The organism is Micromonospora sp. U56, assembly GCF_018070095.1.
Lineage (GTDB): Bacteria > Actinomycetota > Actinomycetes > Mycobacteriales > Micromonosporaceae > Micromonospora > Micromonospora purpureochromogenes.
Genome location: NZ_JAGPYL010000036.1, coordinates 14,041 through 30,058, shown reverse-complemented (window position 1 = coordinate 30,058; position 16,018 = coordinate 14,041). Strand labels below are relative to the sequence as shown.

Below are 16,018 nucleotides of genomic sequence, written 5' to 3'. Positions count from 1 at the left end.
AACCCAGCGCCGCCGGCCGACCGGTGGCGGCGACCGTCCGGAGGTGACGGCATGAGCATCAACGCCACTCCCACCGGGGCGGAGGTCGCGGCCGAGGCCGAGCGGCCCACCGGCCGGCACGCGGCGGTGCCCGCCCAGCGGGCCGGCCGCCGGGCGAAGACCCCGCTGAGCGAGAACAAGAAGGCCGAGCGCCGGCTGGGCTGGCTGCTCTGCGCCCCGGCCGCGCTGGTCATGCTGCTGGTGACCGCCTACCCGATCATCTACTCGGTCTGGCTGTCGCTGCAGCGCTTCGACCTGCGCTTCCCCGACCAGCGCGAGTTCATCGGGCTGGAGAACTACGTCACCGTGCTGACCAACGAATTCTGGTGGACCGCGTTCGGCGTCACCATGCTGATCACGGTGGTCACCGTCGCGGTCGAGCTGGTGCTCGGCATGGGGCTGGCGCTGATCATGCACCGGACGCTGGTCGGCCGGGGCATCGTCCGCACCGCCGCGCTGATCCCGTACGGCATCGTCACGGTCGTGGCCGCCTTCTCCTGGCGGTACGCCTGGACGCCCGGCACCGGCTACCTGGCCAACCTCTTCGACGGCAGCGCACCGCTGACCGAGCGGGCCAGCTCGCTGGCGATCATCATGCTGGCCGAGATCTGGAAGACCACCCCGTTCATGGCCCTGCTGCTGATGGCCGGGCTGGCACTGGTCCCGGAGGACCTGCTCAAGGCCGCCTCCACCGACGGGGCGACCGCCTGGCAGCGGTTCACCAAGGTGATGCTGCCGGTGATGAAGCCGGCGATCCTGGTCGCGCTGCTGTTCCGCACCCTGGACGCGTTCCGGGTCTTCGACAACATCTTCGTGCTGACGGCGGGCGGCAACGAGACCTCCTCGGTGTCGATGCTCGCCTACAACAACCTGATCCGGGGCCTCAACCTCGGCATCGGTTCCACGATGTCGGTGCTGATCTTCCTCACCGTGGCGATCATCGCCTTCGTCTTCGTGAAGCTGTTCGGTACCGCTGCCCCGGGCAGCGACGACGGGGAGAGGCGCTGACATGGCCGAAACCACCACCCGGGCGAAGCTGCGCTGGGGTCTGCTGGACGTCATCGTCGTCGTCTTCGCGCTGATCCCGGTGCTCTGGATCGCCTCGCTGTCGTTCAAGACCCCGGCCACCCTCACCGACGGGAAGTTCGTCCCCCGCGAGTGGACGCTGGACAACTACCGGACGATCTTCGACACCGACCAGTTCGTCCGGGCGCTGGTCAACTCGATCAGCATCGCGCTGATCGCCACGCTGATCGCGGTGGTGCTCGGGGCGATGGCCGCGTACGCGATCTCGCGGCTGGACTTCCCCGGGAAGAAGCTGCTGGTCGGCGTCTCCCTGCTGATCGCGATGTTCCCGCAGGTGTCGCTGGTGTCGCCGCTGTTCGAGATCGAGCGGCAGCTCGGCCTCTTCGACACCTGGCCGGGCCTGATCCTGCCGTACATCACCTTCGCGCTGCCGCTGGCGATCTACACGCTGTCGGCGTTCTTCAAGCAGATCCCGTGGGACCTGGAGAAGGCGGCGAAGATGGACGGCGCCACCCAGGGCCAGGCGTTCCGGCGGGTGATCGCCCCGCTGGCCGCGCCCGGCCTGTTCACCACGGCGATCCTGGTCTTCATCTTCTGCTGGAACGACTTCCTCTTCGCGATCACGCTCACCTCCACCGAGCGGGCCCGCACGGTGCCGGTGGCGCTGTCGTTCTTCACCGGCGAGTCGCAGTTCGAGGATCCCACCGGGGCGATCTGCGCCGCCGCCGTGGTGATCACCATTCCGATCATCCTGTTCGTGCTCTTCTTCCAGCGCCGCATCGTCTCCGGACTGACCTCCGGCGCAGTCAAGGGATAGGTGGTAGTCGTGGCAGACATCGTGCTCGACAAGGTGAGCAAGCGGTTCCCGGACGGGACCGTGGCGGTGCAGGACGTCGATCTGGAGATCGCCGACGGCGAGTTCGTCATCCTGGTCGGCCCCTCCGGCTGCGGGAAGTCCACCACCCTCAACATGATCGCCGGGTTGGAGGACATCAGCTCCGGCGAGCTGCGCATCGCCGGGCAGCGGGTGAACGACAAGGCGCCCCGGGACCGGGACATCGCGATGGTGTTCCAGTCGTACGCGCTCTACCCGAACATGACCGTCCGGGAGAACATGGCCTTCCCGCTGCGGCTGCAGAAGCTGGACAAGGAGACCATCAACCAGAAGGTGGACGAGGCGGCCAAGGTCCTGGAGCTGACCGCGCTGCTGGACCGCAAGCCGGCCAACCTCTCCGGCGGCCAGCGCCAGCGGGTGGCGATGGGTCGGGCCATCGTCCGCCAGCCCAAGGCGTTCCTGATGGACGAGCCGCTGTCCAACCTGGACGCCAAGCTGCGGGTGCAGATGCGTACCGTGGTGTCCCGGCTGCAGAAGCAGCTCGGCACCACCACCGTCTACGTCACCCACGACCAGACCGAGGCGATGACCCTCGGCGACCGGGTGGTGATCATGCGGGGCGGTGCGGTGCAGCAGGTCGGCCCGCCGCAGGAGCTCTACGACCACCCCCGCAACCTCTTCGTCGCCGGTTTCATCGGTTCCCCGTCGATGAACTTCCTGCATGCGGCGGTCTCCGACGGCACCCTGCGGACGGCGCTCGGCGACGTGCCGATCGGCGACCGGCTCCGCCGGCAGCTCGAGGGGGCCGACGCTCCCCGCGAGCTGATCCTCGGCATCCGTCCCGAGCACTTCGAGGACGCCGAGCTGGTGGACGACGAGACCCGCCGCCGGGGCATGGAGTTCGAGGCGCCGGTGGACATCGTCGAGTCGATGGGCTCGGACAAGTACGTCTACTTCACCGTCGAGGGGGAGCGGGCCAGCGCCGCCGAACTGGAGGAGCTGGCCGCCGACGCCGGCGCCGCCGACTTCACCGGCACCGGCGCCAGCCTGGTCACCCGCCTGTCGGCCGAGTCCCCGGTGACGGAGGGCACGAGCCGCCGGGTCTGGTTCAACCTGGAGAAGATCCACCTGTTCGACCCGTCCAGCGGGCGCAACCTGACCCTGCACGAGGGACGGGCCGCGGGCGCGCTGGCCGACTGACGGTCGTCGCCGAGGGGCCGGTGGGTATGCACCCCCGGCCCTCTCGCGTTGCCGCCCCAGGGCTCCAGCGGCACCATGGGCGCGCCGGAGGGGAGGGACTGGTCAACAAAATGGAGATCGTTGAACTTGAGATCGCGGGACACGACTGGAAGTCCCTGCGGTGCGGGTGTGGCAGGTCGGCGGCGCACCTGGCTGGTGACTTGTTGAAGCTCGCCCGGGCACAGTCCGACAGTGACGTGGACCGGGTGGCGCTCGATGGCCATTTCATGGTTTCCCCGTCCGTGCTCATGGAGCCGGCGCTGCCGATGGTCTCCGTGGCGCTGGCGGCCTTGGCCGACAAGACCTCCCTGGCAGCGCGCTTCACGTTCCTGAAGGCGCTGCTGTTCATAATTGCTGGCGAAGGTCAGCCGTTCGAACTCGCGCGCCAGGGCAGGGATCTTCCGGCCGAGTGCGCTGCTGCCGCTCAGGGCGGCATCTGGCTGCTGTACCGCGAGGTCTTTTCGGGCCTGACCATGGGAGCGGTGAGCTGCGCCTACGAGATCCTGACCCTCATCGACGCTGATGAGGAGCGTCTGGACCGGGTAAGGGTCGCTGCCGGCGCCCGATTGAGCGACGATCTGCGCTAAGAGGGCGTCTTTGTCGACAGCCGTTGGTGCGTCCGATGGCCCACGCTTCAGTAAGCGGTTGGAATCCCTTCTGGTGGTGTTTCCGTCACCACTTGCACTCGATGCCGTGGCCGAGGAAGTCGGCGTACCGGGTGAGGGCCACCTCGACCCGGCCGCGCACCGAGTCGTCGAACGGGGTCAGCTGCCGCACGGTCACGCTGACCCGGGCCCGGCCGATGGTGCGCTTCCAGGTGCCGACCACCCCGCCGCCGCGCCCGATCGTGGACTGGAAGACGCCGTTGCCGCCGGGGACCACGGCCTGCCGATGCGCCGGGTCGAGCATCAGCGTGCGGTCCTTGTAGCCGAGCAGGTACTCGTCGAACCCGGGCAGCGCCAGCACGTCGTCGCGCGCGGTGCGGGGCGCGTCGAGCAGCGCCGCGTCGAGCACGGCCGGCACCCCGTCCACCTCCACCGTGGCCAGGTCGTCGCCGGCCACCGCGATGCCCCGCCGGGCGTCCGCCGCGGTCAGCCCCGTCCACCCGGCGAAGTCCTGCCGGGTGGTCGGCCCGTGGGACCGGAAGTATGTCAGCGCCAGCAGGCCGAGCGCCTCGTCGCGTTCGGGACGGCGCGGCTCGGGCGCCCACTCGTCGAGCAGGGCGAAGGTCTGCTCGGTCCCGACGTGCGGGGCGATGCAGGTGACGCCGCGCTGGCTCGCGTACCAGAGCAGGTGGTAGCCGCGCTGGCCGGACGGGTCGAGGCCGGCGGCGGTCAGGGTGGCCAGGCACTCGGCGCGGGTGAGCCGGCCACCGCCGGCCAGCGCCGCCCCGAGCACGTCGGCCGCCCGGTCGGCGTCGGCCTCGGTGAGGCCGAGCGCGGCCCGGCGGGCCGCCGCGCCGCTCAGCGCCCGCACGCCGGTCACCTGGAGCATCCAGCGGGCGTCCCGCGGGGGTACGAGGTGCACGGTGCCCCGCATCGGCCAGGTCCGCAACGCCTCCCGGCGCTCCAGCGCCGCCCGCACGTCCGCCACCGTCCACCCGGGCAGCCGGGTGCCCAGCGACCACCGGCCGCTCGCCGCGTCCTGCGCCTGCATCGCGCCGAACCACTCGACCACGCCGGCGACGTCCCGCGGCCGGCCGCGCGGGTGCTCCCGCAACAGCAGGCTGGTCATCCGTAACGCCAACGCCTCGTCGCCGGTCAACCGCACGGTGCCGCCCTTCGCCCGGGAACGACGGTCAGCCTAGGCGGCGGCACCGACACCGATCCGGACACGCCGCCGGGCGGGCGGGCCGTGGCCCACCCGCCCGACGTCCACGATCATCGCCTGTGGCGGTCGCGGTCAGCGCCGCCGGCGTGCCGGCTCCGGCACGTCCGCGTCGACCCGCTCGCGGCGGACCTGCGCGTCGATCGGCTCATCCTCGACGATCTCGTCCTTGGTCAGCCGAACCCGCTCGACCGGCACCTGGTCCTTGCTGACCACCGGCCGCTCGGCGCGCAGCTCCATCTCCCGCTGCTCGTCGCGGATGTCCGGCCGGATGTCGCCGCGGTTCGCCGCGGTGATCGGCTCGCGCACCACCCGTACCTCGTCGTGCTCGACCGGAACCGTGGTGTGCACGTCCTCGGTCACCACGTGCTTGCTCAGCCGCGCCTTGCCCGCCGGCTCGCTCTGGGTACCGACCCGCAGCCGCTCCTCGGACCGGGTCATCTCCGGCGCACCGGGCCGCCGCTGCGGCTGCTCCTGCTGCTGCTGGAGCTGGTAGTGCCGGTAGAGCTGGGCGAGCTGGTCCGAGCCGAGCGGCGCCTCGGTGCCCGACTCGACGGCGGGCGCGCTGCGCACGGTCGCCTTGTCGTACGGCACCCGCAGGCGACCCTCGGCCATCCCGGCTCCGGCCAGCGGCGCCATGGACTCGTGGTGGCCCATCACGCCGGTCTTCACGCTGACCCAGGTGGGCTCGCCGGCGGCGTCGGCCCAGACCTGGCCCACACTGCCGATCTTGGCGCCCGAGCGGTCCTGGACGTCCTGCCCGTACAGCGAGCGAACCTGCTGTTCGGTGAGTCGCATCGTTCGTCCTTCCTCTCGTGGGTCACGACCTGGCTACCCGGCCCGCGCGAAGCACATTCGTGGGGACGGCCGTGGATAGCAGCAGCGGGAGGACAGGTGCCGGAGGGGACGCATAAGTGTCGGGACACGGGGGATGCGCCGTCCGGGACCGTAGCGAAGAATGCGAGGTATGAGATGACCGCGTCCAGTGAGCCCGCCCCGCGCGCCCGCTCCACCGGGGGTACCCCGGCCAAGACCAGTGCCGCCGCCACCTTCGCCCTGGTGTTCGGCGTGGCGGCGCTGTTCAGCGTGCTGACCGCCATCCTCGCCTGGATCGGTCTGCTGCTCGGGATCATCGGGGTGATCCTGGGGATCTTCGGGCTGAAGATGAGCCGCCGCCCGGGGGTGACCGGGCGGGGGGTCGCGATCGGCGGGCTGGTGCTCAGCGTGCTGGCGGTGCTGCTCGGGTTGGCCCTCGCGGCCGGGATCAGCACCTTCGTCAACGACGAGGGTGCGGTGAACCGCCTCCAGCAACAGGTCGACGACCTGCGCGACCGACTTGACGACTGAGCCGGACACGGGCCGCCGACCCGGTGGCGGAGCCCCCAGCTGACACGGGCCCTGATCGCGCTACGCCCGCTCCCGCGGGCGGAGCGCGATCCCCCGTTCAGGTCCATCGTGCGTCGGCGGCGTCCCGGGCCGCCGGCACCCGTGCGACCAGGATCCCGGGTCGGCGAGACCGGCGGGCACCTCCCCGCAGGGAACTTGCGCAAATCTTGAGCCGGCTACGTCTCGGCGCCGGGATGGTGGACGCGGCCGAGGAAGTCGCGCATCAGGGACACCACCTCGTCGAGGTGGGTCTCCAGCAGCCAGTGGCCGCCGTCGAGCAGGTGCAGCTCCGCGTCCGGCAGGTCGCGCAGGTACGCGCGGGCGGCCCCCTCGGGCATGTACCCGTCGTGCGGCCCCCAGACGATCAGCGTGGGTGGCCGGTGCTCCCGCAGGTACGCCTGCTGACGCGGGAACCAGTCGACGGTGCTCCGCTGGTCGGCGAGCAGGTGCACGAGGTGGTCGGGGCCCGGCGGCCGGCCCACCTGCGCCCAGGAGAGCGTCCACAGGTCGGGGCTGATCCGCTCGGCGATCTCGCCGGGCACCTCGCCCAGGAACTCGGCGCGGAACCCGCTCTCCGAGACGTGTTCGGCCACCTCGGCCAGCGCCTGCGGGCTGGGGTCGGCCCACATCTCCTTCAGCGGCGCGTACTTGGGCCCGTGCTGGTCCTCGTAGATGTCGCCGTTCTGGATGACCAGTGCCGCGACCCGTTCCGGCGCGCTCATCGCCAGTCGCAGCCCGAACTGGGAGCCGTAGTCCTGCAGGTAGATGGCGTAGTGGCGCAACCCGAGGACGTCGGTGAACCGGCGCAGGAAGTCCGCGTACCCGTCGAAGGTGTAGGCGAACGGCGCCGCGTCGGCCCGGGTGTAGCCGAAGCCCGGAAGGTCGGGGGCGAGCAGCCGCCAGCGGTCGCCGAGCGCCGGCATCAGGTTGCGGAACTGGAACGACGAGCACGGGTAGCCGTGCGGCAGCAGCACCACCGGGGCGTCCACCGGCCCGGCTTCCCGGTAGAACGTGCGGATGCCGTCGACGTCGACGATCCGGTGCGCCACGGCAACGGCTCCCATGGCCCCGCCCTACCCCGCCCCCGACCCGGGCAAACCCCGCCCCGCCGGGCGCGGGAGAGCCGCCCCGGCTGGCCCGGATCCCGGAATTCCCTGCCGTTGGCGCCGCCGGTTCAGCGCCGGTCGGCGGCGACCAGCTCGCGGGCGGCGGGCGCCACCTCGGCGGCGAATCGGCGCAGGTCGTCGGCATCGTCGCTGCCGAGGATGAAGACGCTGACGCCCTCGCTCAGGGCCAGGTCCGCCAGTTCCTCGGCCCACTGCTCAGCGGGTCCGTTTAGCGGGCCGCGACCGACCGCGCCGAACCGTCCGGTGATGTTGAGCAGCCGCCGGACGTCCCGCGGCGCCCGGCCGGCCTGCTGGGCGGCGTCGTCGATGGTCCGGTTGCCGGTGGTCAGGTCGCCGGGCTGGAGGTAGCCCAGCGACGGGAGCCAGCCGTCGGCCCGGCGGCCGGTGAGGGCGAGCATCCGGGGTTTGTAGGCGCCCAGCCAGATCGGCACCGGGTGGGCGGGGGTCGGGCCGCGCTTGGCGCCGTGCACCCGGTGGAACTCGCCGTCGACCCGCACGCCGCCGCGCACGTCGGCGTCCCACAGTTGGCGGATGACGTCGATGGCCTCATCCAGGGCCCGCACCCCCTGCGCCGGGGTGAGCCGGCGGCCGCCCATCGCCTCGATGGCGTCCCAGAACGCGCCCGCCCCCAGGCCCAGCCGGACCCGGCCGCCGCTGAGCAGGTCGAGGCTCGCCACGCTGCGCGCGAGGACCGCCGGCGGGCGCAGCGGAAGGTTCGTCACGTTCGCCGACAGGCCGACCGTGCTGGTCCGCGCGGCGACGTAGCTCAGCAGCGTCCAGGTGTCGAGCAGCTTCGGCTGGTAGGGGTGGTCCTGGAAGGTGACCAGGTCCAGCCCGACCTGCTCGGCCAGGACGGCGAGGGCGACGGTGCCCGCCGGGTCGTCGCTCGCCGGTGTGGTGAACGATCCGAAGAGCAGCGGGTGACCGTAGTCGCTCATCGCCGGTCGGCCTCCGGGTAGGGCGGGCACGAGGGCCGGCGCGTTCCGATGCTCATGTGCCTCTCCTTCCCGTCGCGGCCGCGGGCAGTCCATCGATCCGGGTCCCGGATTGGTGCCGGGATGCCGGCGTCCACCGGGGCAGGCTCCGCACGGCCGCTCGATCTTGCAGTTTGACACGGCATGTGACGGGTAGTCGCGGGAGCTGATCCGAACCGAGGAGGGACGTGCCGATGGACGGCCAGGTCAAGGTAGCGGTGGTCTACTACAGCGCGACCGGCATCACCTACCAGATGGCGCAGGCGGCCTGCGAGGCCGCTGGCGAGGCCGGCGCCGAGGTGCGCCTGCGCAAGGTACGCGAGCTGGCGCCCGAGGAGGCGATCCGCTCCAACTCGGGCTGGCAGGCCCATCACCTGGAGACCCAGGACGTCCCGGAGGCCCGGCTCGACGACCTGTCCTGGGCTGACGTGATCATCTTCGGCTCACCCACCCGCTACGGCATGATCTCCGCTCAGCTCAAGCAGTTCATCGACACCACCGGCCCGCTCTGGTCGCAGGGCGCCCTGGTGGACAAGGTCTACAGCGCCTTCACCTCCACCGCGACCTCGCACGGCGGTCAGGAGTCCACCCTGCTGTCGCTGTTCACGATCTTCTACCACTGGGGCGGCCTGGTGGTGACCCCCGGGTACACCGACCCGAGCCAGTTCGTCGCGGGCAACCCGTACGGCGCCTCGCACACCAGCAACAACGGGGAGACCGCCCCGGACCATCTGGCGCTCGGCGCCACCGCCCTGACCGCCAAGCGGGCGGTGCGCATCGGCGCCGCGGTCAAGCGCGGCCTGGCCGCCGGCTGATCGACTCCGGCGACCGGTGGCCGGGCGGGGGCTCTCGGCCCGTCCGGTCCACCGGTCGCCGCAACCCCTACCCGAGATCGGCCGGTCCATGCGCGGTCAGCGCCGGACGGGCCAGTAGGTGCCCGAGCAGGTCCGCCAGGACGGCCAGCCCGTCCCGGCTGAGGACGGACTCCGGGTGGAACTGCACCCCGGCGAAACCGGGGCCGCGCAGCGCGTGCACCGCCCCGTCGGCCGGGTCGCGGGACAGCTCCACCGGCCCGTACCGGGTGCCGAGCCGGTCGCGGTCGGCCAGGGCGGTGAAGGTGGAGTAGAAGCCCACCCGCCGGGACGTGCCGAAGACCGGGACGTCCCGCTGCAGTCCCTGGTACGGCGCCTCGCGCCGGTGCAGCGGCAACCCCAGCAGGCCGGCGAGCAGCTGGTGGCCGAGGCAGACCGCCAGCGTGGGCAGGCCGGCGGCCAGCCGGTTGGCCAGCAGCGCCCGCAACGCCGCCATCTTCGGCTCGGTGATCGCGCCCGGGTCGCCCGGCCCGGGCCCCACCACCACCAGGTCGTACCCGTCGAGCGGGGCGGCCCGTTGCCACGGCCGGACGTCCACGGCGAGACCCAGGGCCCCGAGCTGATGGGCGAGCATCCCGGTGAAGGTGTCCTCGCCGTCCACGATCAGCGCCCGCCGGCCGGCCAGCCCCGCCAGCGTGGTCGCCCCGGGCACCCGCTGGTCGAGCCAGAACCGGGCCAGCGGCGTGTTCCGCGCGGCGAGCACGGCCCGCACCTCGGGGTCCTCGGCGAGCCGTACCGCCCGGGCGGGGTCGGCGGCCGGCGCCTGCGCAGCCAAGCCCAGGGCGGCGAGCACCCCGGCCGCCTTGGCGTGCGTCTCGGCGACCTCGCCGGCGGCGGTGGAGTGCCGCACCAGGGTCGCCCCGACCGGCACCCGCAGCTCACCGGCGGGGGAGATCTCCGCCGTCCGGATCAGGATCGGCGCGTCCAGCGTCTGCCGGCCCTCGCCGTCGCGCCCGAGCAGGGCCAGCACGCCGGAGTAGTAGCGCCGCCCGGAGTGCTCGTGCCGGGCGATCACCCGGCAGGCGTTCTCCATCGGACTGCCGGTGACCGTCGGGGCGAACATCGTCTCCCGCAGCACCTCCCGGACGTCCTTCGAGCCGCGCCCGGCGAGCAGGTACTCGGTGTGCGCGAGGTGCGCCATCTCCTTCAGGTACGGCCCGACCACCTGGCCGCCGTGCTCGGCGACCGTGGCCATCATCTTCAGCTCCTCGTCGAGCACCATGTACAGCTCCTCGACCTCCTTGGGGTCGCGGAGGAAGCGCAGCAGGGCGGCGCGGTCCGGGGTCGCGCCGGCGTGCCGGAAGGTGCCGCTGATCGGGTTCATCATCACCAGCCCGTCGTCGACGCTGACGTGCCGCTCCGGGCTCGCGCCGACCAGGATCCGGTGCCCGGTGTGCACCAGGAACGTCCAGTACGCGCCCCGCTCGCCGAGCAGCAGCCGGCGCAGCGCCGCCAGCCCCGCCCGCAGCGGCGATCCCTGCACCTTCGCCCGCAGGGTGCGGTGGATGACGAAGTTGGCGCCCTCGCCGCGGCCGATCTCCTCGGCCAGCACCCGCTCGACGGTGCCGGCGTACTCCTCGTCGGGGACGTCGAACGCGGCGCCCGCGGTGACCACCGGGTCCTGCGGGAGCGCGGCGAGCGCGTCGGCCAGGGCGATCCGCGCGTGCCCGGCTATCTCCAGGTACTCCAGCGGCGTGCCGTCGTCGACGCACTCGAAGCCCCGCTCGGCGATCTGCCGGTACGGCACCAGGGCCAGCGTGCGCGGGCCGGCCGCCCCGTCGGGCAGCGGCAGGTCGGCGAGCCGGTCGGCGGTGCGGACCGTACCCGTGAAGAGGTCGAGGTGCGCGGTGCCCTCGCGACGGACGAGCGCGAACGGGCCGGGGTCGGCGTCGTGCGCGAGGGCGGCGAGCAGGTCGTGCGGGCGGTTCATTCGGTGTCTCCTCCGGGCCGTCGGCGCCGCCCGTCGGGGCGGCCCGGGAGCCGGGGAGAGACCGGCGGCCGCCTCGTCGGGCGGCCGCGTGGAAAGCTACGCGCGGAAGGTGGCCGCCGGGTCGGCGGGCCACCAGCAGGACAGGTGCGCGAGCATGTCGACCACCCTACGCGGCCCCCGCCGGGCGCGGAAGCCGTCCGAGGTACGCGTCGCGCCGCTCGCCAGCGATCGAGGCTTCGCCGGGCCGGTCGGCGGGTACCGTGACCGGCGATGAACATTCTCGCTCTCGACCTCGGCACCTCCTCGGTACGCGGGCTCGTGCTCGACGCCGACGCGGGTCCGCGGCCGGGTGCGCTGGCGCGGCGCAAGGTGCACGTGGACATCGGCGACCGCGGCTCGGGCACCCTCGACCCCGCGCAGTACCTGGCCTGCCTGGTGGAGTGCCTGGACGAGCTGGCCGCCGCCGGGCACCTGACCGACGTGCGCCTGGTCGCGGTCTCGGCGCAGTGGCACTCGGTGGTGCCGCTCGACGACGCGGGTGCGCCGCTCGGGCCGGTCCTGACCTGGCTGGACACCCGCGCCATGGCGCCCCCCGGCAACGCCGGCCCGGCCGATCCGGACGCCTACCACGAACGGACCGGTGGGTGGTGGCACCGCGGCTACTGGCCGCTCCGGCTGCCCTGGCTCCGGGCGCGGTGCGGCAGCCGGATCGCCCGGTTCGTCGGCCTGGCCGAGTACGTCCTCGGCCAGCTGCTCGACACCGCGCCGATGTCGGTCTCCATGGCCTCCGGCACGGGACTGCTCGACCTGCGCACGCTGACCTGGGACGCCGAGGCCTGCGAGCTGGCCGGGGTCCGCCCGGGCGAGCTGCCCGAGCTGGCGCCGACGGGGTGGAACGGGCGACTGCGCGCGGAGCACGCCCGTCGGTGGCCGCAGCTGGCCGGCGTGGCCTGGTCCGTCCCGGTCGGTGACGGGGCCGCCTCCAACGTGGGTTCCGGTTGTGTGGACGGGCGGCGCGCGGCGGTGACCGTGGGCACCTCCGCGGCGGTCCGGCTGCTGCATCGGCTGCCGGCCGGTGAGCCGCTGCCGCCGCTGCCCGAGGAACTCTGGCGCTACCGGGTCGACCACGAGTACGTGGTGACCGGGGCGGCCTACTCCTGCGGTGGCAACCTCTACACCTGGGCCAAGCGGGAGCTGCGGCTGCCCGACGGCCCGGAGCTGTCGGCCGCGCTGGCGCGGGTGCCGCCGGACGGCGGCGAGGTGACGACCGACCCCCGCCTGGGCGGCGACCGGCCACCCGGCTTCGCTCCGGCCGGTGCCGGCGAGCTGCGCGGGGTCGGCTTCGCCACCACCGGGGTGGAGATCCTGGCCGGACTGATGGCCGGCCTGTGCCGGATGGTCGCCGACGATCTGGCCGTGCTGGAGTCCACCGTCGAGACGCCGATGGAGGTGGTGCTGGGTGGGGGAGCGATGGCGGCCTCCGCCTGGTGGCGCTCGGCGTTCGCCACGGCGTTGGCGCCCCGCCCGGTGCGGCACCGTGCCGAGCCGGAGATCGGGGCGATCGGCGCGGCGCTGGTGGCGCTGGGCCGGGTGGCCGAGGCGGGGCGGCTGGCGATGACCGAGCCGCCCGAAGAGGGACGCGCTCCGGAGCGCTCCGGCGCCGCTTCCTGACCGGAGCGGTGGCACAGCCCGTTGACACAGCTCCCGGGCCTGGTTGGATGGACCCCGCTCCCTGACGCGGGGGAGGCGGGGGACCGAGGAGGCAGGTGTGGGCGCAGGTCCCGACCCGAGGCAGGGCGAGCAGGGTGGTCGGAGCCGGGGGGCCGTCCGGGTCGTACCCCACCGGCGGCGCTCGCCGTTCCGGCTGCGCGACTGGCGGATGCGCACCAAGCTCGCCACCGTGCTGGTCATCCCGTCGGTGGCCTTCCTGGTGCTGGCCGGCGTGCAGACCGCGGCGCTGGTCGGGCAGACCACCGCGCTGAGCGACTTCGCCCGGCAGGTCGGCATCGGCCGGCAGATCACAGGCGTGGTCGACCGGCTCCAGCAGGAGCGGGACCGCTCCGCGGGAGAGCTGGCCGAGCTGCGCCGGGCCGGGGGCGAGGCCGACCGGGACGCGGCTATCAGCGCGCTGCGGCCGTTGCAGGCGGCCACCGACCAGGCCGTCAGCGAGCTGCGCGGGGCCGCGCAGCCGCTGGCCGACGCCGACGCGTCCTGGCGGGTGGCGTACGGCGAGGCCCTGGAGGCGTACGACCAGGTGGTCTACATCCGGGCCGCGGTGCCGCCGGCGGTGCTCAACAGCGACACCATCCTGAGCAACTACCACCGGGCCATCGAGGCGCTGCTCAACCTGCTGGCGGAGCCCTCGCCGGGGGAGCAGCAGCCCGTGCTCACCGACGCCGTGCTGCGGTACGTGCAGCTCGCCCGGGTCAAGGAGCTGTCGTCGCGGATTCGCGGGCAGCTCTACGCCGCCGCCCGGGCCGGCCGCTACGACCTGGACGACCAGGTGACCCTCACCGACCTGCGGGCGCAGCAGCTGGCCGCGCTCGGCGCGTTCCGGGTCGCCGCCACCAACGATCAGATCCGGCTCTACGACCGGACCTCGGTCGATCCGGCGTTCGTCGCGGCGATGAGGCTGGAGGAGAAGAGCCTGCCCACCGGCGGCGCCCGCGCGGAGGTGCTGCCCGCGCCGCAGTGGTGGGCCGCCAGCGAGCAGCGCCAGGAGTTGCTGCGCCAGCTGGAGGCGCGGGTGCTGGACGACGCGGTGACCCGGGCCGACACGGTCAGCGGCGACCGGCTGCGCACCACCCTGCTGGTGGTCGGCGGCATCGTGGTGGTGCTCGGGCTCGCCGTGCTGCTCGCCCTGCTCATCGGCCGGTCCATCGCCAACTCCATGCAGCGCCTGCGCGGGCAGGCCCTGCGGATCGCCCAGGTCGAGCTGCCGGACGCGTTGGACCGGCTCCGCTCGGTGCAGGGCGGCGTGCCCACCATCGACGTGCCGCCCCCGGTCGTCCGTTCCTCCGACGAGATCGGCGAGCTGGCCGAGGCGTTCGTCGCGGTGCACCGCAGCGCGGTCAGCGTCGCGGTGGAGCAGGCGGAGACGCGGCGCACCGTCAACGCGATGTTCGTCAACCTGGCCCGACGCAGCCAGGTGCTGGTGGAGCGGCAGCTGGAGCTGCTCGACGACCTGGAACGGGAGGAGGCCGACCCGGACCAGCTGGAGAACCTGTTCAAGCTGGACCACCTGGCCGCCCGGATGCGCCGTAACGACGAGAGCCTGCTGGTGCTGGCCGGCACGGAGTCCACCCGACGGTGGAACCGCCCGGTCGGTCTCGGGGCGGTGCTGCTGGCCGCCAGCGCCGAGATCGAGCAGTACCAGCGGGTCCGCCGCGAGTCGGTGGCCGACCTGTACGTGGTCGGGCACGCCGTCGGCGAACTGGTGCACCTGCTGGCCGAGCTGCTGGAGAACGCCACCGCCTTCTCCCGGCCCGACACCGTGGTCCGGGTGGGCGCCCGGGCCGAGGGCGGCGGCGCGGTGGTGGAGATCGTCGACCAGGGGTTGGGGATGAGCCCGGCGGCGCTGGAACAGGCCAACATCGTGCTGGCCTCCCCGCCGGCCGCCGACGTGGCCGCCTCGGAGCGGATGGGCCTGTTCGTGGTCAGCCACCTCGCCGCCCGGCACGGCATCCGGGTCCGCCTCAGCGGCGGCGCCCAGGGCCTGCTCGCCCGGATCGAGCTGCCCGCCGCGCTGCTGGCCGCCGCGCCCCCCGCGGAGCTGGACGGGCCGGTCTCACCGCGGATGCTGACCACGGCGGTGGCCGGCGCGACCCGGCCCGGCGGGCCGCGACGGCCGGCCGGTGCGCCGGCGCCGACGGAGCTGCCGGTGGCCGGCCGTCGTCCCGACCCGGCTCCGGTGGTGCCCGTGCAGGGGCGGCCGGTGCCGGGCCGCGCCGAGGACGTGCTGTCGCCGGCCGCGGGCGCCCCGGCGGCCGGCGGCGGCTGGTGGTCCCGCCAGGGGCCCGCGCCGTCCGCCGCGGTGCCGGCCGGTGATGTGACGCCCGCGCCGCCCGCGACGCCTGTCATCGGGGGCACCAACGAACGGGGCCTGCCGGTGCGGGTGCCGATGGCTCAGCTCTCCGCGGTCACCGAGCCGGCCCGTCCGGAGGTTGCGCCCACACGGGACGACCCGGACCCGGAGGCGGTCGGTGGCATGCTCTCGCGGCTGTACAGCGGGGTCCGCCGGGCCGAAACCGAGGAGACCCGGGAGATAATCTTGCCGCCGTCGGGTGGGCACAGCGAAGGGGGACGACAGTGACGACGACCTTGAGCCAGGAGGCGCGGGACCTCAGCTGGCTGGTCAACGCGTTCGCGGAGCGGGTGCCGGGGGTGGCCCACGCCGTGGTGGTCTCCTCCGACGGGCTGCTGGTCGCGATCTCGGCGCACCTGCCCCGCGACCACGCCGACAAGCTCGCCGCGGTGACCTCCGGCCTGATGAGCATCACCGCGGGAGCGGCCCAGATGTTCGACGGCGACATCGTCAAGCAGACGGTCGTCGAGATGGGGCGCGGCTACTTCCTGGTGATGCAGATCCGCGACGGCTCGATCCTCGCCACGCTGGCCGCCTCCGACGCCGACATCGGCGTGGTCGGCTACGAGATGGCCCGGCTCGCCAAGCAGGCCGGGGAGATGCTCACCCCGGCGCTGCGCGCCGAGTTGCAGCAGGCGCTGCCCCGCTGACGACGACCGCTCCCGCCGTCCTCGGCGGG

The 16,018-nt window shown here is 73.4% G+C and carries 14 protein-coding genes; 9 read left to right on the top strand and 5 right to left on the bottom strand.

Annotation, left to right across the window (positions count from 1 at the left end):
• Positions 1-51: 51 nt before the first annotated feature.
• The 4 genes from KBX37_RS14870 to KBX37_RS14855 all read left to right on the top strand — a co-directional run bounded on the left by KBX37_RS14870 (position 52) and on the right by KBX37_RS14855 (position 3,726).
• A complete protein-coding gene (locus tag KBX37_RS14870) occupies positions 52-1,047 on the top strand; it encodes a carbohydrate ABC transporter permease (RefSeq protein WP_154936138.1) in 996 nt (331 codons plus the stop codon).
• 1 nt (position 1,048) lies between these two features.
• A complete protein-coding gene (locus KBX37_RS14865; RefSeq protein ID WP_210776486.1) occupies positions 1,049-1,882 on the top strand; it encodes a carbohydrate ABC transporter permease in 834 nt (277 codons plus the stop codon).
• Positions 1,883-1,891: 9 nt separating this feature from the next.
• The gene (locus KBX37_RS14860; protein WP_210776485.1) at positions 1,892-3,100 is read left to right on the top strand and encodes an ABC transporter ATP-binding protein; all 1,209 of its coding nucleotides are present in this window, start codon (positions 1,892-1,894) and stop codon (positions 3,098-3,100) included.
• A gap of 110 nt (positions 3,101-3,210) precedes the next feature.
• Positions 3,211-3,726: a hypothetical protein gene (locus KBX37_RS14855; RefSeq protein WP_210776484.1), complete on the top strand. Its 516-nt coding sequence runs from the start codon at positions 3,211-3,213 to the stop codon at positions 3,724-3,726.
• An 85-nt stretch (positions 3,727-3,811) separates the two neighbouring features.
• Here the strand turns inward: KBX37_RS14855 and KBX37_RS14850 are convergent, their stop codons facing one another.
• Positions 3,812-4,873: a winged helix DNA-binding domain-containing protein gene (locus KBX37_RS14850; protein WP_210776501.1), complete on the bottom strand. Its 1,062-nt coding sequence runs from the start codon at positions 4,871-4,873 to the stop codon at positions 3,812-3,814.
• 168 nt (positions 4,874-5,041) lie between these two features.
• Positions 5,042-5,764, bottom strand: a complete 723-nt coding sequence (locus KBX37_RS14845; RefSeq protein ID WP_210776483.1) for a YsnF/AvaK domain-containing protein — start codon at positions 5,762-5,764, stop codon at positions 5,042-5,044.
• Between the two features lie 174 nt (positions 5,765-5,938).
• On the opposite strand from KBX37_RS14845, the gene KBX37_RS14840 reads away from it, so the two are divergent.
• Complete coding sequence (locus tag KBX37_RS14840; protein ID WP_210776482.1) at positions 5,939-6,313, top strand: hypothetical protein; 375 nt, start codon at positions 5,939-5,941, stop codon at positions 6,311-6,313.
• A gap of 215 nt (positions 6,314-6,528) precedes the next feature.
• Here KBX37_RS14840 and KBX37_RS14835 read toward each other — a convergent pair whose 3' ends face one another.
• Positions 6,529-7,416, bottom strand: coding sequence for an alpha/beta fold hydrolase (locus KBX37_RS14835; protein WP_210776481.1), 888 nt, complete (start codon positions 7,414-7,416; stop codon positions 6,529-6,531).
• 110 nt (positions 7,417-7,526) lie between these two features.
• A complete protein-coding gene (locus KBX37_RS14830) occupies positions 7,527-8,417 on the bottom strand; it encodes an LLM class flavin-dependent oxidoreductase (protein ID WP_210776480.1) in 891 nt (296 codons plus the stop codon).
• Between the two features lie 230 nt (positions 8,418-8,647).
• Here KBX37_RS14830 and wrbA point away from each other — a divergent pair, with 230 nt between their 5' ends.
• A complete protein-coding gene (gene wrbA, locus KBX37_RS14825; RefSeq protein WP_210776479.1) occupies positions 8,648-9,268 on the top strand; it encodes an NAD(P)H:quinone oxidoreductase in 621 nt (206 codons plus the stop codon).
• Positions 9,269-9,335: 67 nt separating this feature from the next.
• On the opposite strand, the gene KBX37_RS14820 is transcribed toward wrbA, so the two are convergent.
• Complete coding sequence (locus KBX37_RS14820; protein ID WP_210776478.1) at positions 9,336-11,255, bottom strand: anthranilate synthase family protein; 1,920 nt, start codon at positions 11,253-11,255, stop codon at positions 9,336-9,338.
• A gap of 270 nt (positions 11,256-11,525) precedes the next feature.
• Between KBX37_RS14820 and KBX37_RS14815 the strand changes: the two genes are divergently transcribed.
• From KBX37_RS14815 to KBX37_RS14805, 3 genes are all read left to right on the top strand, one after another.
• A complete protein-coding gene (locus tag KBX37_RS14815; RefSeq protein WP_210776477.1) occupies positions 11,526-12,926 on the top strand; it encodes an FGGY family carbohydrate kinase in 1,401 nt (466 codons plus the stop codon).
• A 97-nt stretch (positions 12,927-13,023) separates the two neighbouring features.
• A complete protein-coding gene (locus tag KBX37_RS14810; RefSeq protein ID WP_307849079.1) occupies positions 13,024-15,567 on the top strand; it encodes a nitrate- and nitrite sensing domain-containing protein in 2,544 nt (847 codons plus the stop codon).
• Between the two features lie 8 nt (positions 15,568-15,575).
• Positions 15,576-15,989 (top strand): roadblock/LC7 domain-containing protein, encoded by a 414-nt coding sequence (locus KBX37_RS14805; RefSeq protein ID WP_172894634.1) that lies wholly within the window; start codon positions 15,576-15,578, stop codon positions 15,987-15,989.
• The last annotated feature ends 29 nt before the right edge of the window (positions 15,990-16,018 follow it).

Excerpts from the sequence above, each read along its gene's own strand:
- KBX37_RS14865 (WP_210776486.1), top strand. The coding sequence starts at position 1,049 with ATGGCCGAAACCACCACCCGGGCGAAGCTGCGCTGGGGTCTGCTGGAC.
- KBX37_RS14845 (WP_210776483.1), bottom strand. The coding sequence starts at position 5,764 with ATGCGACTCACCGAACAGCAGGTTCGCTCGCTGTACGGGCAGGACGTC.
- KBX37_RS14820 (WP_210776478.1), bottom strand. The coding sequence starts at position 11,255 with ATGAACCGCCCGCACGACCTGCTCGCCGCCCTCGCGCACGACGCCGAC.
- KBX37_RS14830 (WP_210776480.1), bottom strand. The coding sequence starts at position 8,417 with ATGAGCGACTACGGTCACCCGCTGCTCTTCGGATCGTTCACCACACCG.
- KBX37_RS14840 (WP_210776482.1), top strand. The coding sequence starts at position 5,939 with ATGACCGCGTCCAGTGAGCCCGCCCCGCGCGCCCGCTCCACCGGGGGT.
- KBX37_RS14870 (WP_154936138.1), top strand. The coding sequence starts at position 52 with ATGAGCATCAACGCCACTCCCACCGGGGCGGAGGTCGCGGCCGAGGCC.
- KBX37_RS14855 (WP_210776484.1), top strand. The coding sequence starts at position 3,211 with ATGGAGATCGTTGAACTTGAGATCGCGGGACACGACTGGAAGTCCCTG.
- KBX37_RS14835 (WP_210776481.1), bottom strand. The coding sequence starts at position 7,416 with ATGGGAGCCGTTGCCGTGGCGCACCGGATCGTCGACGTCGACGGCATC.
- wrbA (WP_210776479.1), top strand. The coding sequence starts at position 8,648 with ATGGACGGCCAGGTCAAGGTAGCGGTGGTCTACTACAGCGCGACCGGC.
- KBX37_RS14850 (WP_210776501.1), bottom strand. The coding sequence starts at position 4,873 with ATGACCAGCCTGCTGTTGCGGGAGCACCCGCGCGGCCGGCCGCGGGAC.
- KBX37_RS14815 (WP_210776477.1), top strand. The coding sequence starts at position 11,526 with ATGAACATTCTCGCTCTCGACCTCGGCACCTCCTCGGTACGCGGGCTC.